This is a genomic window from Bacteroidales bacterium, from assembly GCA_017521245.1.
Classification (GTDB): domain Bacteria; phylum Bacteroidota; class Bacteroidia; order Bacteroidales; family G3-4614; genus Caccoplasma_A.
In genome coordinates this window covers 287303-304975 of the sequence record JAFXDI010000001.1, presented here as the reverse complement: position 1 = coordinate 304975, position 17673 = coordinate 287303, and the positions used below count along the sequence as shown (strand labels likewise).

Here is a 17673-nt window from a genome sequence, read left to right as displayed (position 1 = left end):
TATGATTTTTTTTGCAATTCGTATGCGAAGATAATACAGTTTTTTTAGATTCTTTGATTTTGTTATTCTCTTTTTTGCTATTATTTTCTTATTTTTTTGAAATATTTAATATTTAATTTATTATTTTTTGATAACAAATGCAAAATGGATAAAATATAGGAAATATAAAACAATAAGTTAGGGATATTTTTTGTACCTTTGCAGTCGATTTTTAATGGTAAATTTGAGTAATTTAATGCGTAAATATTTAATAATATTATTTGCTACTATCTCGACACTTCTTTTTGCAATGCCGACTTCGGTGCAAGCGCAAACTACATACGTTTCGGGTATCGTAACCGACTCTACCACAAGCGAACCTATGCCTTATGTTACTGTATATTTTAGAGGTACACAAACGGTTCAGATGACTGATGAAGCTGGATACTTCTCTATAAAAACAAACACAGATTCAAAAGAGTTAATTGTATCTTCGGTTGGCTATAAAGATTATGTCTATCCTGTTATCAGGGGTGAGAAGTACCAAATCTCGGTGAAGTTGCAAAACGAAGAGTATGCAATGGAAGAGGTTGTGGTTAAACCTAAACGCGAAAAATATAAGCGTAGAGGCAACCCTGCGGTAGAGTTTGTAAAGAAAGTTATTAAAGCAGGAGAGAGTAATAGTTTGGAAGAGAAGGATTATTATACTCATGATCAATACGATAGATTAACTCTTGCTTTTAATGATTTTAACGAGAATAAGAAAGAGAAACCTATTTTCCGTAAATTCAAATTCTTATTTGATTATGTTGACACTTCAGAGGTTTCGGGTAAACCTATTTTGACTGTGTCAATCAAAGAGCGAAACTCTAAGATATACTACAAAAAAGAGGGTAATACTAAAAAGCAATATATTGAGGCTATCAGGCGTATGGGTATTGATGATATGCTCAACCAAGAGAGTATGCAACAATTCTACGATGAGCTTTTTAAGGAGGTTAATATTTATGACAACCAAATTAATTTGATGCTTACTCGTTTTGTGAGTCCTCTTTCAAATATTGCTCCTTCGTTTTATAAGTTCTACCTTTTAGATACTATTGCTATTGATAGTGTTCAGTGTGTTGATTTAGGATTTGCTCCTCACAACTCAGAATCAAATGGTTTTGTGGGACACCTTTATGTTACTCTTGACTCTACATACTTTGTTAAAAAAGTTGATATGAACGTACCTAAAGATATTAATCTTAACTACGTTCAAAGTATGAAGATTAAACAAGAGTTTACTCGCACCGAAGATGGATTACGTATAAAAAAATTGGATGACGCTATTGTTGAAATGAAGTTGATGCCCGGTATTCAGGGATTACACGTTAGGCGTTTAATTGGTTGCAGAAATCATAGTTTTGAAGCTCCTGCCGATAGTTCTATTTTCGAGAAAGAGGGTGCTGTTATTGAGGATGAATATGCCTTAATGCAACCTAATCAATATTGGGAAGATAACCGTATGATTCCGATTAAGAAGAAAGAAAACTCGGTAGACAAAATTCTTGCCCAACTACGTCAAAATAAGGTATTTTATTGGTCAGAGAAGATTCTCACAAGCTTAGTGTCAGGATATGTTCCTACTTCAAAAAACAGCAAGTTTGATTTGGGTCCGTTAAATACTACTATTAGTGGTAATACGGTTGAGGGTGCTCGTTTAAGAATTGGTGGTATGACTACTCCTAACCTACACAAACGTATCTTCTTGGATGGTTATGTGGCATTTGGTACTCGCGATAAGAAGTTTAAATATAAAGCCGATTTCATATACTCTTTTATTGATAAAAAGGAGCATTACAAAGAGTACCCAATTCATCAAATTCGTCTATCACACAAGTATGATATTAACCAGCTTGGTCAGCAATACAGATTTACCAATAAGGATAATGTATTCTTGGCTCTTAAACGTATGAAAGATGTTCGCTCTACCTATTTAAGAACTTCTGAAATTGAGTATATGAGAGAACACAGACATGGATTATCATATAATATAGGTTTTGCTTTTAAGACCGAAGAGGCTACTCAATGGATGGAGTTTGTTGATGGTTATGGTAACTCTCTTAAAAAGTATGACCAAGCAGATTTCAATATAAAAATCAGATATGCCCACAAAGAGCGTTTTTACCAAACTAAAGGTCAACGCTACCCTATTTCAAAAACAGCTCCTATTATTTTGCTTAACCATGGAATGGGATGGAAGGGTTTCTTGAATAGCAAGTACAACTATCAACGTACCGATTTAAGTTTACAAAAGGCTTTCTGGTTCTCAACTTACGGACACTTGAATGCTGTACTTAAATTCTCAAAGGTTTGGACTAAAACTCCATATACTGCATTGATTATACCCGATGCTAACCTTACATATACTATTCAACCTCAATCGTTCTCAGTATTGAATCCTGTTGAGTTTATTTTTGACAACTACGCTGCTTGGGATCTTGAGTATTATGCCAATGGTATTCTGTTTAACCACATTCCATATATAAAATATTTGAAAATAAGAGAGGTTGTTTCGTTTAGAGGTTTCTTTGGTTATTTGTCGGATAAGAATAATCCCGAGAAAGATCCCACACTTTGGCGTTTCCCCGATGTTAACCAAAATGCTCATTGGAAACCTAAATTGCCATATATGGAGGTGGGTGTTGGATTGGACAACATATTAAGTATTTTAAGAATTGAATATGTATTCCGCGTAACATACAGAGATTTACCGAATATTAAAAAAGGTGGCGTGAGAATTGAGTTACACTTCTCATTCTAATAAAGAGATATGATTATTGCAAAAGAGAAGAGAGAGAACAATATAGCCGAATATCTGCTTTATATGTGGCAGGTGGAGGATATAATCAGAGCATGTAAATATGACATTGCTCTGATTAATGCTAATATTGTGGAGGGTTATAATGTTGCTCCAGAGGTTAAAGCCGAGATAAGGAATTGGTATGAAAATCTAATTGAAATGATGCGAAATGAGGGCAAATTGGAGAGAGGTCATTTGCAGATTAACACAAATGTCATTATCAAACTCAACGACCTTCACTCTCAACTTCTGGCTTCGCACAAAATGCCTCTTTATACCGTCGCTTTTTACAAAGCACTACCCTACATTAACGAGATAAAGGGTAAACAAGGAGCAAATGAGTGTAGTGATATTGAAACTGCGTTCAATATGCTATACGGATTATTGATGCTACGTTTAACTAAAAAAGAGATTTCGGAAGAGACAATTGCTGCAAGTAAAACTATTTCGCAGTTTTTATCTCATCTCTCAGAACTATATAAACAAGATAAAGCAGGCGAATTAGAGTTATAATAGTTTTATGGCAGTTTTATTAATTACAGGTGCTAATGGTCAATTAGGCAATGAGATGCGTTGCATTGCTGATAGAGATAATATCAATTCTTACATTTTTACCGATGTTGAGGAGTTGGATATTACAAACTTTAGTGATATTTGTAATTTTGTTGAAATTCACAAACCTGACTTTATCATTAACTGTGCCGCATATACTGCTGTTGACAAAGCAGAAGATGATAGTGAGATTTGTGCTAAAATAAATACTCTCGCAGTTGATAACTTAGCCAATGCCGCAAAGATTGCCAACGCAAAGGTTATTCATGTATCAACCGACTATGTTTATGGTGGAGATGCTACTATGCCATACATAGAGAGCGACACAACAAATCCAAAATCAGTATATGGCAAAACAAAACTTGAAGGAGAGATTGCTCTTGCCAATATATTACCCGAACAGAGTATTACAATAAGAACTTCATGGTTATACTCATCTTTTGGTAGAAATTTTGTTAAGACAATGATTTCACTTGGCAAAGAGCGTGAGAGTTTAAATGTTGTTTGCGATCAACGTGGAACTCCTACTTTTGCCCGTGATTTGGCAAATGCTATTATGAGTATTGTAAACTCAAATAAGTTTGAGTCTGGGATATACAACTATTCAAATGAGGGAGAATGTTCGTGGCATGAGTTTGCTTGTGAGATTTTTAAAATTGCAGATATTGATTGCATGGTTAATGCCATTACAACTGACCAATACCCAACAAAGGCTCAAAGACCTGCATATAGTGTTTTAGATAAGAGCAAAATTAAAAAGGTGTATGGTTTAGAGATACCCGAATGGAGAGAGAGTTTAAAAGATTGTATTAAGTTATTAAATAGTAATATAGATTAATTTTATGAGTACCCTAACACAAGAGATAGAGAGAAGAAGGACATTTGCAATTATTAGCCACCCTGATGCCGGTAAAACAACTCTTACTGAGAAGTTATTGCTTTTTGGTGGTGCTATTCATATTGCTGGTGCTGTTAAATCGAACAAGATTAAAAAGACAGCAACTTCGGACTGGATGGAAATTGAAAAACAACGCGGTATCTCGGTTGCCACCTCTGTTATGGGTTTTGAATACAACAACCATAAAATTAATATTCTTGACACTCCTGGTCACCAAGATTTTGCCGAAGATACTTATCGCACTCTAACGGCTGTTGATAGCGTTATTATTGTTGTTGACGTTGCTAAGGGTGTGGAGATGCAGACTCGAAAACTTATGGAGGTTTGCCGTATGCGTAAAACTCCCGTTATTATCTTTGTAAATAAACTGGACCGCGAAGGTAGAGATCCTTTTGAAATTCTTGATGAATTGGAGAGTGAGTTGAAAATTTCGGTACGTCCTTTAAGTTGGCCTATTAACATTGGTCAAAGATTTAAAGGTGTTTATAACATATATGAGAAAAACTTAAACCTTTATACTCCAAGCAAACAGGTTGTTACCGAAAGTGTTGAGTTTACTGATATTAACAACCCAGAACTTGAGAATTATATTGGCGAGGATGATGCCGAACGTTTGAGAAATGACCTTGAACTTATATCGGGAGTATATCCTGATTTTGAGAAGGAGGAGTATCTTAAAGGAGAACTTGCTCCTGTATTCTTTGGTTCTGCTCTTAACAACTTTGGTGTTAAAGAGTTATTAGATTGCTTTATTGATATTGCTCCTACCCCACGTCCTATAAACGCTATTGAGCGTGAGGTTAAACCTGAAGAGGAGGCTTTTACCGGGTTTGTATTTAAAATTCACGCAAATATGGACCCCAACCACCGCAGTTGTATTGCCTTTGTTAAGGTTTGTTCGGGTAAATTTGTCAGAAACGAAAACTACAAACATGTTCGCCATGGCAAGATGATGCGTTTTTCAAGCCCCACTGCTTTTATGGCTCAAAAGAAATCGGTTTTGGACGAGGCATATCCTGGTGATATTGTTGGTTTGCCAGATACCGGTAACTTTAAAATTGGAGATACTTTAACTGCCGGAGAGGAGTTACACTTTAAAGGGTTACCAAGTTTCTCTCCCGAAATGTTTAAGTATATTGAGAATAGTGACCCAATGAAGGCCAAACAACTTAATAAGGGTATTGATCAACTTATGGATGAGGGTGTTGCCCAATCGTTTGTTAACCAATATAACAACCGTAAGATTATTGGTACTGTCGGACAACTTCAGTTTGAGGTTATTCAATACCGCCTGTTACATGAATATGGTGCTCAATGTAAATGGGAGCCTATATCATTGTATAAGGCTTGCTGGATTGAGAGCGATGATAAAGCAGAGTTGGAGAACTTTAAGAAACGCAAATACCAATATATGGCAAAGGATAAAGAAGGTAGAGATGTTTTCCTTGCCGACTCTGCCTACGTTCTACAAATGGCACAGAGCGATTTTCCAAAAATTAAATTCCACTTTACAAGTGAGTTTTAGTTTTTAAGATTGGTCATATTTGTCAAATTAGACTAATTGGAAAATATAAACAACGGATTACTTGAAGCAGTCCGTTGTTTATATTGTTATCTTGTTCGCCACAACTAACAATGTAGAAATGACAGACAAGTCAATTCTAATTACTACATAATTACCTTAAAGTGCCCTCGAATACTTGAGATGAACCTAATGAATAGACTGCTCCTGTCATTGAGATATTACGTGCTCCCCTATCCATATTTAGATAGAGATCTCCCATATTTGAGTTACGTTGAAGATTTAATGTTGCTGTTGCATTTAACAGTGTTCCGTTCAATCGTAATGAGTATGATATATTGCCATGTCGGTCAACATCTACTGCCTCTATTTTTATTAATCCTGTAGTGGTTATTCCTCCCATATTGTTTGGTCCTCCACCAAATCCTGTTGAGGTTTGAAAGGTGAATTGTTCTCCTTGCACCATTAAAAAGTTTAGGTTTGATGGTACATTCATCATTGCTCCACCGCTTACATTAATTGATATTGCATTAAATATCCATTCGCCACTATCTATTGCGTTTTTTGCCATTACTCCTGCAATGGAATCTTTTTGCGCTTCAAGCATACGTTTTGCCGCTTTCTGCTCTTTTTTAGATAACACTTCATCTTGTGCCGATAGATTTGTTGTAAATGCAAATACTAATATTGCTATTAGGGTAAATAATCTTTTCATTGTCTTGATTTTTTTTGCTAAGGTATTAATATTTTTTTAATTATCAAGTATATAAACTTTTTTTATTGACTATTTAAATTTATTATGATGTTCAAAAAAAAGAGAAATTGTCAGCTAACAATCTCTCTTTTTATGTTATTAATCGAGTTTTAACACCGCAAGGAATGCTTTTTGTGGGACCTCTACCGTACCGATTTGTTTCATTCGTTTTTTTCCTTTCTTTTGTTTCTCAAGCAATTTACGCTTACGGCTTATATCTCCTCCGTAACATTTTGCTGTTACATCCTTACGTACCGCTTTTACGGTTTCTCGCGCAATGATTTTTGCTCCTATGGCTGCCTGTATCGCCACATCAAATTGTTGACGTGGTATCAACTCTTTTAACTTTTCGCACATACGGCGACCGAATGGCTCGGCATTATCGAAGTGTGTTAGGGTTGATAGGGCATCAACTGTTTCACCATTCAGTAATATATCTAACTTAACGAGTTTTGATTCTCGGAAGTCGTGGATATGATAGTCAAATGACGCATATCCTTTTGATATGCTTTTTAGTTTGTCATAGAAGTCGATAACTATCTCTCCCAATGGCATATCGTATATCAACTCTATACGGTTCCCTGAGATATACTCCTGTTTTATTAACTCGCCTCGTTTACCTAAACATAGTGTCATAATAGGACCTATGTAATCGGTTGTTGTTATTATGGATGCTCTAATATAGGGTTCTTCGATATGGTCAATTAGTGTTGGTTCCGGTAATCCCGATGGGTTGTGAACCTCTGCCATATTCCCTTTTTTATCATATACCTTGTATGATACGTTGGGGACTGTGGTTATTACATCCATATCAAACTCACGGTCTAATCGCTCTTGGATTATCTCCATGTGCAACAAGCCAAGAAATCCACAACGAAATCCAAATCCTAATGCTACTGATGATTCGGGTTGAAATGTTAGAGAAGCATCGTTGAGTTGTAGTTTTTCAAGTGATGCTCTAAGGTCTTCAAAATCTTGTGGATCTATTGGATATACTCCTGCAAAGACCATTGGCTTTACCTCTTCAAATCCTGCGATAGCCTTGTCACAAGGACGTGCTATATGGGTAATGGTATCTCCTACTTTTACCTCCTTTGAGGTTTTTATTCCCGATATTATATAACCTACATCTCCTGCCGATAACTCTTTTTTAGGGACCATATCGAGTTTGAGTGTTCCTATCTCATCTGCTTCATATTGTTTTCCTGTTGCAACAAATTTTACTTTATCGTTAGATCGGATTGTTCCGTTTACTATTTTAAAGTATGCGATAATTCCTCTAAATGGATTAAATACTGAGTCAAATATCAAACATTGTAGTGGTGCTTCTGCATCTCCTTTTGGTGCTGGTACACGCTCTACTATTGCGTCTAACACTTCATGTACTCCCTCGCCTGTTTTTCCGCTTGCACGCAATACCTCTTCTGGTTTGCATCCTAATAATGAAACTATTTGGTCTTCCACCTCCTCTGGCTGGGCACTTGGAAGGTCTATTTTATTTAATACAGGTATTATCTCCAAATCGTTATCTATTGCCATATAGAGGTTTGATATGGTTTGTGCCTGTATTCCTTGTGAGGCATCGACTATTAATAATGCTCCTTCACATGCTGCAATTGAGCGTGATACCTCGTATGAGAAATCGACGTGTCCCGGAGTATCAATAAGGTTTAACTTATATGTTTCACCCCCTTTTTTATACTCCATCTGTATTGCGTGACTTTTGATTGTTATTCCTCGCTCACGCTCCAAATCCATATCGTCAAGAACTTGATTTTGTAAGTCTTTCCCTGATACTGTGTTGGTGTATTCTAATAAGCGATCGGCAAGCGTACTTTTGCCATGGTCAATATGGGCAATTATACAAAAATTGCGAATATTCTTCATCTACGTAATTATTCCATTTTAATACTTTTGCAAAGTTACTATATATCCTCAAATATGCCAAAATGTTTTTAATAAATTATTATTGTTCTAAGCGTATTGATATTGAAATAAAAACTAAAATCTAACGGATAAAAACTAAGAACTTTTATAAATATTTTGTATCTTCGCAAAAATAAAAAATGATTATTTATGACTAAATATATTGGTGCTCACGTTTCGGCAGCAGGAGGTGTAGAAAATGCACCTTTAAATGCTCACAATATTGGGGCAACAGCATTTGCTCTTTTTACTAAAAATCAGAGACAATGGATTGCTCCTCCTCTTACTCAAAAAAGTATTGATTTATTCAAAGAGAGATGTACTGAATTTGGCTACTCGGCCGATATGATACTTCCTCATGATAGTTATCTTATTAATTTAGGAAACCCTAATAAAGAGGCTTTGGAGAAATCAAGAAACTCTTTTAATGATGAGATGCTACGTTGTAGTCAACTTGGATTGAAACTTTTAAATTTTCACCCTGGCAGTACTCTTAAAGAGATAAGTATTGACGAGTGTATTACGCTTATTGCTGAGAGTATTAATATTGCTTTGGATAAAACCGTTGGAGTTACTGCGGTTATTGAAAATACTGCTGGGCAAGGTTCTAATATTGGTTTTGAGTTTGAACATCTGGCTGCTATCATTGACAAGGTGGAGGATAAAGCAAGAGTTGGTGTTTGCATAGACACTTGCCACGCTGTTGCCGCTGGATATGATTTAATCTCGGCAGAAGGTTACGAAAAGAGTTTTAACGATTTTGAGCGTATTGTTGGTTTTAAATATCTAAGAGGCATGCACCTAAACGATGCTAAAAAGGGTATTGGCTCACGTGTTGACCGCCATGACTCTCTGGGCGAGGGTGTTATTGGTAAAGAACTTTTCTCCAGAATTATGAAGGATGATAGAATGAATGATATACCTCTTATTCTTGAAACCCCTAATGAGGATATATGGGCCGATGAGATTGCATGGCTAAAAAGCGAAGCAGAAAAGTAATTTATATATAGAATATTGTACTATGGAAGAAAAACAAAATATATTGGATCGTCGCTATATGAAAATGGCTGAGATATGGGCTGAAAACTCATATTGTAAACGACGTAAAGTTGGTGCATTAATTGTTAAAGATAAAATGATTATCTCAGACGGATACAATGGTACTCCTTCGGGATTTGAAAATATTTGTGAGGATGAAACAGGACATACTAAATCATATGTTCTTCATGCCGAGGCAAATGCTATTACTAAGGTTTCAAGAACTAACAATAGTAGCGAAGGAGCAACTTTATATGTTACTGCATCACCTTGTATTGAGTGTGCTAAACTTATTATTCAGGCAGGTATTAAAAGGGTGGTGTTTTTAGAGTATTACAGACTAAGCGAAGGTCTTGACTTGTTAAAGAGAGCAGGTGTTGAGATTTGCTATATTGGTGATGAAAAAATTGACGAATAGTTGATTATCTATGAAACGAGGTTTTAAAATATTATACCCACTATTACTTGCTATTGCAATTGTTGTTGGTATCTATATTGGTGCCAAGTATAGCAATTCTCCAATTTCTGTTATACCAAATTTTGGGCAAAGCAAGATTAATGGTTTGATGTATTTAATCAGTAACGAGTATGTTGATTCTGTTAATGTTGATTCGCTTACTGAAAAAGTTATACCTAAAATAATTGGAGAATTAGATCCTCACTCATCATATATACCTGCTGAAGATTTGGAGATTGTTAATAATGATTTGGATGGCTCATTCAGTGGCATTGGTATTCAGTTTAGTATATTAAACGATACTATTATGGTGGTTGATGTTATATCGGGTGGGCCATCGGAAAAGGCTGGTGTTTTAGCAGGAGATAGGATTGTTTCGGTAAATGACTCTTCTATTACCGGGAGTTCAATTACTAACGAAAAGGTTATGCACCGATTGAGAGGTCCTAAGAATAGTAATGTGAAGTTGTCTATTCTTCGCCCCTCTTCAAAAGATATTTTAGAGATAGATATTACTCGTGGCGATATTCCTGTTAATAGCGTTGACGTTGCGTTTAAACCTAATGATGAAATTGGGTATATTAAAGTTAGTAAATTTGGAAAACATACTTATAGCGAATTTTTAACATCGTTAGCAAAATTGGCTGTTGAGGGTACATCTAAGTTTATTATCGACCTTAGAGGGAACTCTGGGGGATATATGGAGTCGGCTATTAATATGGTTAATGAGTTTCTCCCTGCTGGCTATATGATTGTTTATACCAAAGGTAATGCTTCGCCTTTAAACGAGGTATTCTCTAATGGTATGGGCTCGTTCCAAGATAATCAGATTGTTGTTCTAGTTGATGAATGGTCGGCTTCGGCAAGTGAAATTTTTGCAGGAGCTATTCAAGATAACGATAGAGGTTTAATTATTGGCCGTCGCTCTTTTGGTAAAGGTTTGGTACAACAACAGATTCCGTTTAATGATGGCTCGGCAATTAGATTAACTATCGCAAGATATTACACTCCGTCGGGACGCTCTATCCAAAAAGAGTATAAAATGGGTGATAGCGAAAACTATGAAATGGATTTGCTTAACAGATTTGAGCATGGCGAATTTGACTCGCAGGATAGTATTCACATGAATGACTCTGCTGTATATAAAACTATATACGGAAGAACTGTCTATGGCGGTGGCGGTATCATGCCCGATATTTTTGTTCCACGCGATACTTCGTTTTATAGTCCGTATTTGACTCAGGTTGTAAATAATGGTATTATTTATCAGTTTGCTTTTAAATACTCAGATGAGAATAGAGAGAAATTATCAAAATTCAAATCGGCAAAGAGCCTGCTTGTATATTTGAAAGGTGAAGATATTCTTAACCAGTTTGTTAATTTTGCAGCAAGCAAAGATATTAAAGCTCGACCTATTTATATAAATATTTCGCGTAAAGAGATTTTAAATAACCTGTACGCTAATATTGCTCGTAATATTTTGGGTGATGAGGCCTTCTACCCTATTGTTCTGATGAACGATGAGACTTTCCGCAAAGCAGTGGATATTTTAAATGAAGACAAAGGGTTTCCTGTAAGAGAGGATGAAGGGAATGAATAAGGATGATTTAAGATTGCATATAAAAAAATGCAAACTCAATATTTCACGAGAAGAGAGGGAGTTAGCTTCAATCTTGGTTAAGAATAAAGTTGAGTTGCTCACTCAATTTATGAGTGCTAAAAACATTTTGCTTTATAACGCTCTACCTGATGAACTTCCTACTGATTGTATGTTAGAGGGATGGGCAAATTCAAAAGAGTTGTTCTTACCTGTTGTTGCGGGAGACAACTTGATTATTAAGAGATATAACAAAGAGCTGTTAAAGGTTGGTGCTTTTGGTATTTTGGAACCTACCGGAGAGGAGATTGATTTTAATATAATTGATTTAATTGTTGTTCCGGGTGTTGCATTTGACAGAAATCTTAATAGACTTGGTAGAGGTAAAGGGTTCTATGATAAGTTACTTGCCAATAGTAATGCCTACTTGGTTGGTGTTGGTTATGATATGCAAATTGTAGATTGTATTGCAACAGAGCCTCATGATGTTAAAATGAATTGCATAATTACAGAAAAAGAGATACTATGAAAAAATTATTTTTGTCGGTTGCCTTAATGTTGTTTTCTGCAACTTTTATGGCTCAAGATTTATCAAAACTTCCTATTGATGAGAATGTGAAGTATGGCGTTTTAGAGAATGGATTGACTTATATTATTCGCCATAATGATGAGAGTAAGAATCGTGCTGATTTTTATATTGCTCAAAAGGTTGGTTCTGTTCTTGAAGAGGATGACCAAAGAGGATTAGCCCATTTCTTAGAGCACATGGCTTTTAATGGTAGTGAGCATTTCCCGGGCAAATCGATGATTAACTATTTGGAACGTAATGGTGTTAAGTTTGGTAACGATCTTAATGCTTACACTTCATTTGACCAAACTGTGTATAATATAGATAATGTTCCGACTGATAGGGAAAACATAGTGGACTCTTGTTTGTACATTTTGTATGACTGGTCAGCTGCCATATCATTAGAGCATGATGAAATAGACAATGAGCGTGGTGTTATTCTTGAAGAATGGAGAACTCGTAATACCGCTCCTTTGCGTTTGTATGAGGCTACTGCTAAGGTTTTGTTCAAAGGTACTAAATATCCAAACAGAATGCCTATTGGCACAATGGAGGTTGTTCAAAATTTCTCGTACGAGACATTGAAAAATTATTATAAGAAATGGTATCGTCCCGACCTTCAAGGCATTATAATTGTTGGAGATATTGACGCTGATGCAGTTGAGGCTAAAATTAAAGAGATTTGGTGCGAAAGAAAATTAGATGAAAATAGAGCAGAGCGTATTTGGGAAAAGATTCCTGATAATGAGACTCCTCTTGTTTCTGTTGCTACTGATAAGGAGTATAATCGTACAGACGTTTCGATTTATTGTAAACATAATCCCCTTGACAACAAACTTAAAGCAACAATGCTTGGTGTGGAGGATGTTTATGTTAAATCAATTGTTGGAAACATCTTCTCTCAACGCATTTCAGAGATTTCGCAAAAACCCGGTTCTGTTATATTAAATGGAAGATGTATTGACGGAAGAATGTTAGCGGACAAGGATGCCTTTATGGTTGATGCTGTTGCTAAGGAGGGTATGAGCAAAGAGGCTATTATTGTTCTTGCTACCGAGATTGAACGTTTACAAAGATATGGTATTACTCCCGGAGAGTACGAACGTGCTAAAGCAAACATTGTATCTTTTTATGAGAGAGAGTATAATGAACGTGCTAAAGTTGCTAATAACAAATATATTAAAGAGTATTTGAACTTCTTCTTGAATGGTGGCTCTATTATGGGTATAGAGAAAGACTTTGAGGCAATCAAAAGTGTCGCAAACAAAATTACTACCGAAGATATTAACAACTATATTAAAACCGTTGTTACAGATAATAACAGAGTTGTTTTAATTGAGGCTATTGAGAAAGAGGGTATTTCTTATCCAACAGAGGAGGAGATTCTTGCCATCTTAGAGGATGTAAACAATAGCAACATTGAACCATACAAAGATGAGATGAGTGGTAAAGAACTTATCTCAAAAGATATTGTCCCCGGCAAGGTTGTTAAAGAGTGTGTGGACAAAAAACTTGGTACTAAGATATGGACTCTTTCAAATGGTGCCAAGATTGTTTTAAAGAATACAGACTATAAGAAAGACCAAATAATGATAAATGGTGTTAGTAAAGGTGGTGCCTATTTGTATGATAACTCAGAGGCAGATGTTTATAACACTTTAGTTTTTGACGAGGTTATAGGTTTAAGTAAACTTGGCGGTTTTACTGATAACGAAATCAAAAAGTTATTGGCAGGTAAACGTGCTAATGCTTCGGTTAGTCTGGGCAATAAATCGGAGGCTGTAAGAGGTGTTAGTTCGGTAAAGGATATTGAGACATTCTTACAGTTAATATATCTACATTTTACTGATATTAGTAAAGATGATGAAACATTTGCGGTTTGGCAAGATGCTCTTGAAGAGGCTTTGAAAAATAAAGATGCAGACCCAAAGAATGCAGTATCCGACTCGGTTGCCGTTGCTATATATAAAGGTAATCCAAGAAGAGTATCTATGGATATTGATAAAGCTGGATTAATTAGTTACGATAGAATCATTGAAATTTGGAAAGAGCGTTTCAGCAATGCGGGAGACTTCACATTCAATGTTGTTGGTAATATTGACGAAGAGACTCTTCGCCCTCTATTTGAGAAATATATTGGATCTCTTCCCTCTTCTAAGAAAAAAGAGAAATGTGGTGACGACAAATATGGTATGCGTCACGATGAGTACATTAATGTGTTTGAGAGAGAGATGGAAAACATTGTTGGTACTGTTAATTGCGGATTTATTGGTAAGACCAAATGTACTACAAAAAATCTGATGATGATAAGCATCTTTGAGCAAATTATGGATATGGTTTATACCTCTACTATACGTGAGGAAGAGGGTGGAACATACGGCGTCGGTACTAAAGCAGTTATCACATTAAATAATGAATGGGTATTCCGTTTTGCTTTTGATACTAACGTTGAGAGTATGGACCGCTTGAAAAATCGCGCCATCAAAGAGATGTTTAAAGTGATTAACGAAGATATCGATAACGAGAAATTTGAACGCGTTAAAAAGTATATGCTCAAAAAGGCTAACGATAATGTAAAACGAAATAGTTTCTGGGTTAGCGAGCTTAACAACAAGGCTCTTTACGGAACTACCGATGTCTTGAACTATGTTGAGATAATAGAGGATATAACTGCTGAAGATGTTCAAAAGTTTATAAAGAAAATCTTCAAAAATGCCGACAAGTTTGAGGTAATGATGGTTGGTGTTAATAACTAATTATATTAGCAGATATAACATCTTGATTTTAACCAATAATAAAGAATATTTGCAATAGGAGAGATGAGTAATAGCACATTTTTGTATATTGTTGAGATTATAGGAACTTTTGCTTTTGCAATAAGCGGTATAAGAATGGCTGCCCGAAAGAGGTTCGACCTCTTTGGGGCATACGTTGTCGGACTTGTTACTGCTATTGGCGGTGGAACTCTTCGTGATCTTCTTTTAGATGTCACCCCCTTTTGGATGAGCGACTCAATATATTTGATTATTACTGCCGCAGCTTTGCTATTGGTTATTATTCTTCAAAAGAACATTCTACGTTTTGAGAATACCTTTTTTATATTTGATACAATTGGTTTAGCTCTTTTTGTTGTAGTTGGTATTCAAAAATCAGTTGCTTTGGATTATCCATTCTGGGTTGCTATTATAATGGGTACCTTAACTGGTGCTTTTGGAGGTATTTTAAGAGATATTCTTGTTAATGAGGAACCTCTGATTTTTAGAAAAGATATTTATGCTTCGGCTTGTATCTTTGGTGGTATTGTTTATTGGATTTCGTTCCGTATGGGTGTAAATGATATTATCACTCAAATTCTTGCAGCCGGTGGTGTTATTGCTACTCGTATTATGGCTGTTAGATATAAATGGACTCTTCCGACTCTTAAAAGCGAGGAGGATTTATAAGATTACTTTATGAAAGTTTGTATTGCAGAGAAACCGAGTGTTGCCAAAGAGATTGCGTCAATCATTGGTGCAAACAATAGACAGGATGGCTATTTTGAAGGAAATGGCTATTGTGTTACTTGGACCTTCGGACACCTCTGCTCTCTTAAGGAACCTCATGAATATGCCTCTGAATGGAAGAGCTGGAATATAAACACTCTTCCTATGATTCCTCCTAAATTTGGTATTAAACTTATAAATGACAAAGGGGTAGAGAAACAATTTGCAACTATTGCTAAACTTATTGCTTCGGCAGATACAGTTATCAACTGCGGTGATGCCGGGCAAGAAGGTGAGTTAATTCAGAGATGGGTTATGCAATTGGCTGGTTGCAAATGTAAGGTAGAGAGATTATGGATTTCATCCCTTACTGAGGAATCTATTAGAGAGGGCTTTAACTCTCTTAAACCTCAAGAGGAGTTTGATAAATTGTATGAAGCTGGTCTTACTCGCTCTATTGGTGATTGGTTATTAGGTATTAACGCAACAAGACTCTACACCGTTAAATATGGACAGAACAGACAAGTATTGTCGGTTGGTAGAGTACAGACTCCTACACTTGCACTAATCGTTAACAGACAAAAGGAGATTGAGAACTTTATTCCGACTCCTTATTGGGAATTAAAGACTCTTTATAGAGATACTGTTTTCTCCGCTGCAAAGGGTAAATTTGATGCAATAGAGAAAGGACAAGAGGCTCTGAATGCAATATTGGATAAAGAGTTTTTTATTACTGATGTTTCAAAGAAGCAGGGTAAAGAGGCTCCTCCTCGCCTATTTGACTTAACTTCGTTACAAGTGGAGTGTAACAAAAAATTTTCTTTCTCTGCTGATGATACATTGAAAATTATTCAAAGTTTATACGAGAAGAAGTTTACCACTTATCCTCGCGTTGATACAACTTTTTTAAGTAATGATATATATCCTAAGGTTCCTGGCATAATGGGTGCTTTAGGTAGAAATGCAACATATAGTGAATTTATTAATAACCTTAATCTTAAAAGTCTTCCTAAATCTAAAAAGGTTTTTGATGATTCAAAGGTTACTGACCACCATGCTATAATTCCCACTAATGTTACGCCAAACTCTCTCTCGGATAACGAGAGAAAGGTTTATGATATTATTGCGAGGCGATTTATAGCGGTATTCTTTCCCGATTGCAAATTTGCTACTACAACGGTATTAGGTGAGTGCAATGAGGTAGAGTTTAAAGCTACCGGTAAAGAAATTTTAGAGCAGGGATGGCGTATTGTTTTTGAGAAGAGTAAAGGGGATGATGATAATCAAAATGAAGATGAGGAGAAGATTCTTCCTACCTTTGTTAAAGGAGAGAGTGGACCTCACTCTCCTACTCTTTCGGAGAAGATGACTCAACCTCCTAAACCATATACTGAGGCTACTCTACTTAGAGCAATGGAGACTGCCGGTAAGTTTGTTGACAGCGATGAACTTAGGGACGCTCTTAAAGAGAACGGTATTGGACGTCCATCAACAAGAGCAGCTATTATTGAGACTCTTTATAAACGTAACTACATAAGAAAAGAGCGTAAGAGTTTGTTTGCTACTCCTACCGGTGTTGAACTTATTGATACTATTGATGAAGAACTTCTGAAATCTGCTGAGCTTACCGGTCAATGGGAGAATAAACTTCGTAAAATTGAGAAGAAAGAGTATAGCGGTAAAGTATTCTTGGAAGAACTCAAATTGATGGTTATGGATATTGTAACCAATGTTAGAAATGCAGGTTACAAGGTTATTACCATTGAGGAGAATAGTAGTAATAATAGCAAGAAAAGTGGCTCTTCAACAAAAGAGAAGAAGAGTAAACAAACTAACAAATCGGAGAAGAGACCTAAGGTTAAGAAAGAGGCCAATAAAGATGTTAAATGCCCCATTTGCGGTAAGGGTATATTGATTAAGGGTAAGAGTGCATACGGTTGCTCTGAATGGAAGAGTGGTTGTAGATTTACTATTCCATTCTTAGAGTGTAGTGCCGATGCAGATAGCAACAAATTGGCTTCTATTGCAGAAAATTATAAACCTAATAACAATTAA

13 protein-coding genes are annotated in these 17673 nt (G+C 35.9%); 11 read left to right on the top strand and 2 right to left on the bottom strand.

Annotated features, from left to right (window positions below):
- Positions 1-289: 289 nt before the first annotated feature.
- The 4 genes from IKK64_01185 to IKK64_01170 are packed head-to-tail and all read left to right on the top strand — an operon-like array spanning position 290 to position 5799.
- Positions 290-2785: a carboxypeptidase-like regulatory domain-containing protein gene (locus IKK64_01185; GenBank protein ID MBR4118675.1), complete on the top strand. Its 2496-nt coding sequence runs from the start codon at positions 290-292 to the stop codon at positions 2783-2785.
- Between the two features lie 9 nt (positions 2786-2794).
- Complete coding sequence (locus tag IKK64_01180; protein ID MBR4118674.1) at positions 2795-3337, top strand: DUF4924 family protein; 543 nt, start codon at positions 2795-2797, stop codon at positions 3335-3337.
- Positions 3338-3344: 7 nt separating this feature from the next.
- On the top strand, positions 3345-4214 hold the full coding sequence (rfbD, locus tag IKK64_01175) for a dTDP-4-dehydrorhamnose reductase (GenBank protein ID MBR4118673.1): 870 nt from the start codon (positions 3345-3347) through the stop codon (positions 4212-4214).
- 4 nt (positions 4215-4218) lie between these two features.
- Positions 4219-5799 (top strand): peptide chain release factor 3, encoded by a 1581-nt coding sequence (locus IKK64_01170; protein ID MBR4118672.1) that lies wholly within the window; start codon positions 4219-4221, stop codon positions 5797-5799.
- 151 nt (positions 5800-5950) lie between these two features.
- Here the strand turns inward: IKK64_01170 and IKK64_01165 are convergent, their stop codons facing one another.
- Together IKK64_01165 and lepA are read right to left on the bottom strand one after the other, a co-directional pair.
- Entirely contained in the window at positions 5951-6511 is a 561-nt protein-coding gene (locus IKK64_01165) for a DUF4251 domain-containing protein (GenBank protein ID MBR4118671.1), read from the bottom strand.
- Positions 6512-6649: 138 nt separating this feature from the next.
- Entirely contained in the window at positions 6650-8437 is a 1788-nt protein-coding gene (gene lepA / locus IKK64_01160) for a translation elongation factor 4 (GenBank protein MBR4118670.1), read from the bottom strand.
- A gap of 189 nt (positions 8438-8626) precedes the next feature.
- On the opposite strand from lepA, the gene nfo reads away from it, so the two are divergent.
- The 7 genes from nfo to IKK64_01125 all read left to right on the top strand — a co-directional run bounded on the left by nfo (position 8627) and on the right by IKK64_01125 (position 17673).
- Positions 8627-9475, top strand: coding sequence for a deoxyribonuclease IV (nfo, locus tag IKK64_01155; GenBank protein MBR4118669.1), 849 nt, complete (start codon positions 8627-8629; stop codon positions 9473-9475).
- A 22-nt stretch (positions 9476-9497) separates the two neighbouring features.
- A complete protein-coding gene (locus IKK64_01150; GenBank protein MBR4118668.1) occupies positions 9498-9932 on the top strand; it encodes a dCMP deaminase family protein in 435 nt (144 codons plus the stop codon).
- Positions 9933-9942: 10 nt separating this feature from the next.
- On the top strand, positions 9943-11571 hold the full coding sequence (locus IKK64_01145; protein MBR4118667.1) for a PDZ domain-containing protein: 1629 nt from the start codon (positions 9943-9945) through the stop codon (positions 11569-11571).
- Positions 11564-12097: a 5-formyltetrahydrofolate cyclo-ligase gene (locus tag IKK64_01140; protein MBR4118666.1), complete on the top strand. Its 534-nt coding sequence runs from the start codon at positions 11564-11566 to the stop codon at positions 12095-12097. Before IKK64_01145 ends, IKK64_01140 begins: the two co-directional genes overlap by 8 nt.
- Entirely contained in the window at positions 12094-14892 is a 2799-nt protein-coding gene (locus IKK64_01135; protein MBR4118665.1) for an insulinase family protein, read from the top strand. The genes IKK64_01140 and IKK64_01135 overlap by 4 nt, the downstream gene beginning before the upstream one ends.
- Before the next feature lie 63 nt (positions 14893-14955).
- On the top strand, positions 14956-15579 hold the full coding sequence (locus tag IKK64_01130) for a trimeric intracellular cation channel family protein (protein MBR4118664.1): 624 nt from the start codon (positions 14956-14958) through the stop codon (positions 15577-15579).
- A gap of 9 nt (positions 15580-15588) precedes the next feature.
- Positions 15589-17673, top strand: coding sequence for a DNA topoisomerase 3 (locus IKK64_01125; GenBank protein ID MBR4118663.1), 2085 nt, complete (start codon positions 15589-15591; stop codon positions 17671-17673).

What these genes read in the sequence shown, in the direction of transcription:
- IKK64_01185 (MBR4118675.1), top strand. Translation starts at nt 290, where the DNA reads ATGCCGACTTCGGTGCAAGCGCAAACTACATACGTTTCGGGTATCGTA.
- IKK64_01180 (MBR4118674.1), top strand. Translation starts at nt 2,795, where the DNA reads ATGATTATTGCAAAAGAGAAGAGAGAGAACAATATAGCCGAATATCTG.
- rfbD (MBR4118673.1), top strand. Translation starts at nt 3,345, where the DNA reads ATGGCAGTTTTATTAATTACAGGTGCTAATGGTCAATTAGGCAATGAG.
- IKK64_01170 (MBR4118672.1), top strand. Translation starts at nt 4,219, where the DNA reads ATGAGTACCCTAACACAAGAGATAGAGAGAAGAAGGACATTTGCAATT.
- IKK64_01165 (MBR4118671.1), bottom strand. Translation starts at nt 6,511, where the DNA reads ATGAAAAGATTATTTACCCTAATAGCAATATTAGTATTTGCATTTACA.
- lepA (MBR4118670.1), bottom strand. Translation starts at nt 8,437, where the DNA reads ATGAAGAATATTCGCAATTTTTGTATAATTGCCCATATTGACCATGGC.
- nfo (MBR4118669.1), top strand. Translation starts at nt 8,627, where the DNA reads ATGACTAAATATATTGGTGCTCACGTTTCGGCAGCAGGAGGTGTAGAA.
- IKK64_01150 (MBR4118668.1), top strand. Translation starts at nt 9,498, where the DNA reads ATGGAAGAAAAACAAAATATATTGGATCGTCGCTATATGAAAATGGCT.
- IKK64_01145 (MBR4118667.1), top strand. Translation starts at nt 9,943, where the DNA reads ATGAAACGAGGTTTTAAAATATTATACCCACTATTACTTGCTATTGCA.
- IKK64_01140 (MBR4118666.1), top strand. Translation starts at nt 11,564, where the DNA reads ATGAATAAGGATGATTTAAGATTGCATATAAAAAAATGCAAACTCAAT.
- IKK64_01135 (MBR4118665.1), top strand. Translation starts at nt 12,094, where the DNA reads ATGAAAAAATTATTTTTGTCGGTTGCCTTAATGTTGTTTTCTGCAACT.
- IKK64_01130 (MBR4118664.1), top strand. Translation starts at nt 14,956, where the DNA reads ATGAGTAATAGCACATTTTTGTATATTGTTGAGATTATAGGAACTTTT.
- IKK64_01125 (MBR4118663.1), top strand. Translation starts at nt 15,589, where the DNA reads ATGAAAGTTTGTATTGCAGAGAAACCGAGTGTTGCCAAAGAGATTGCG.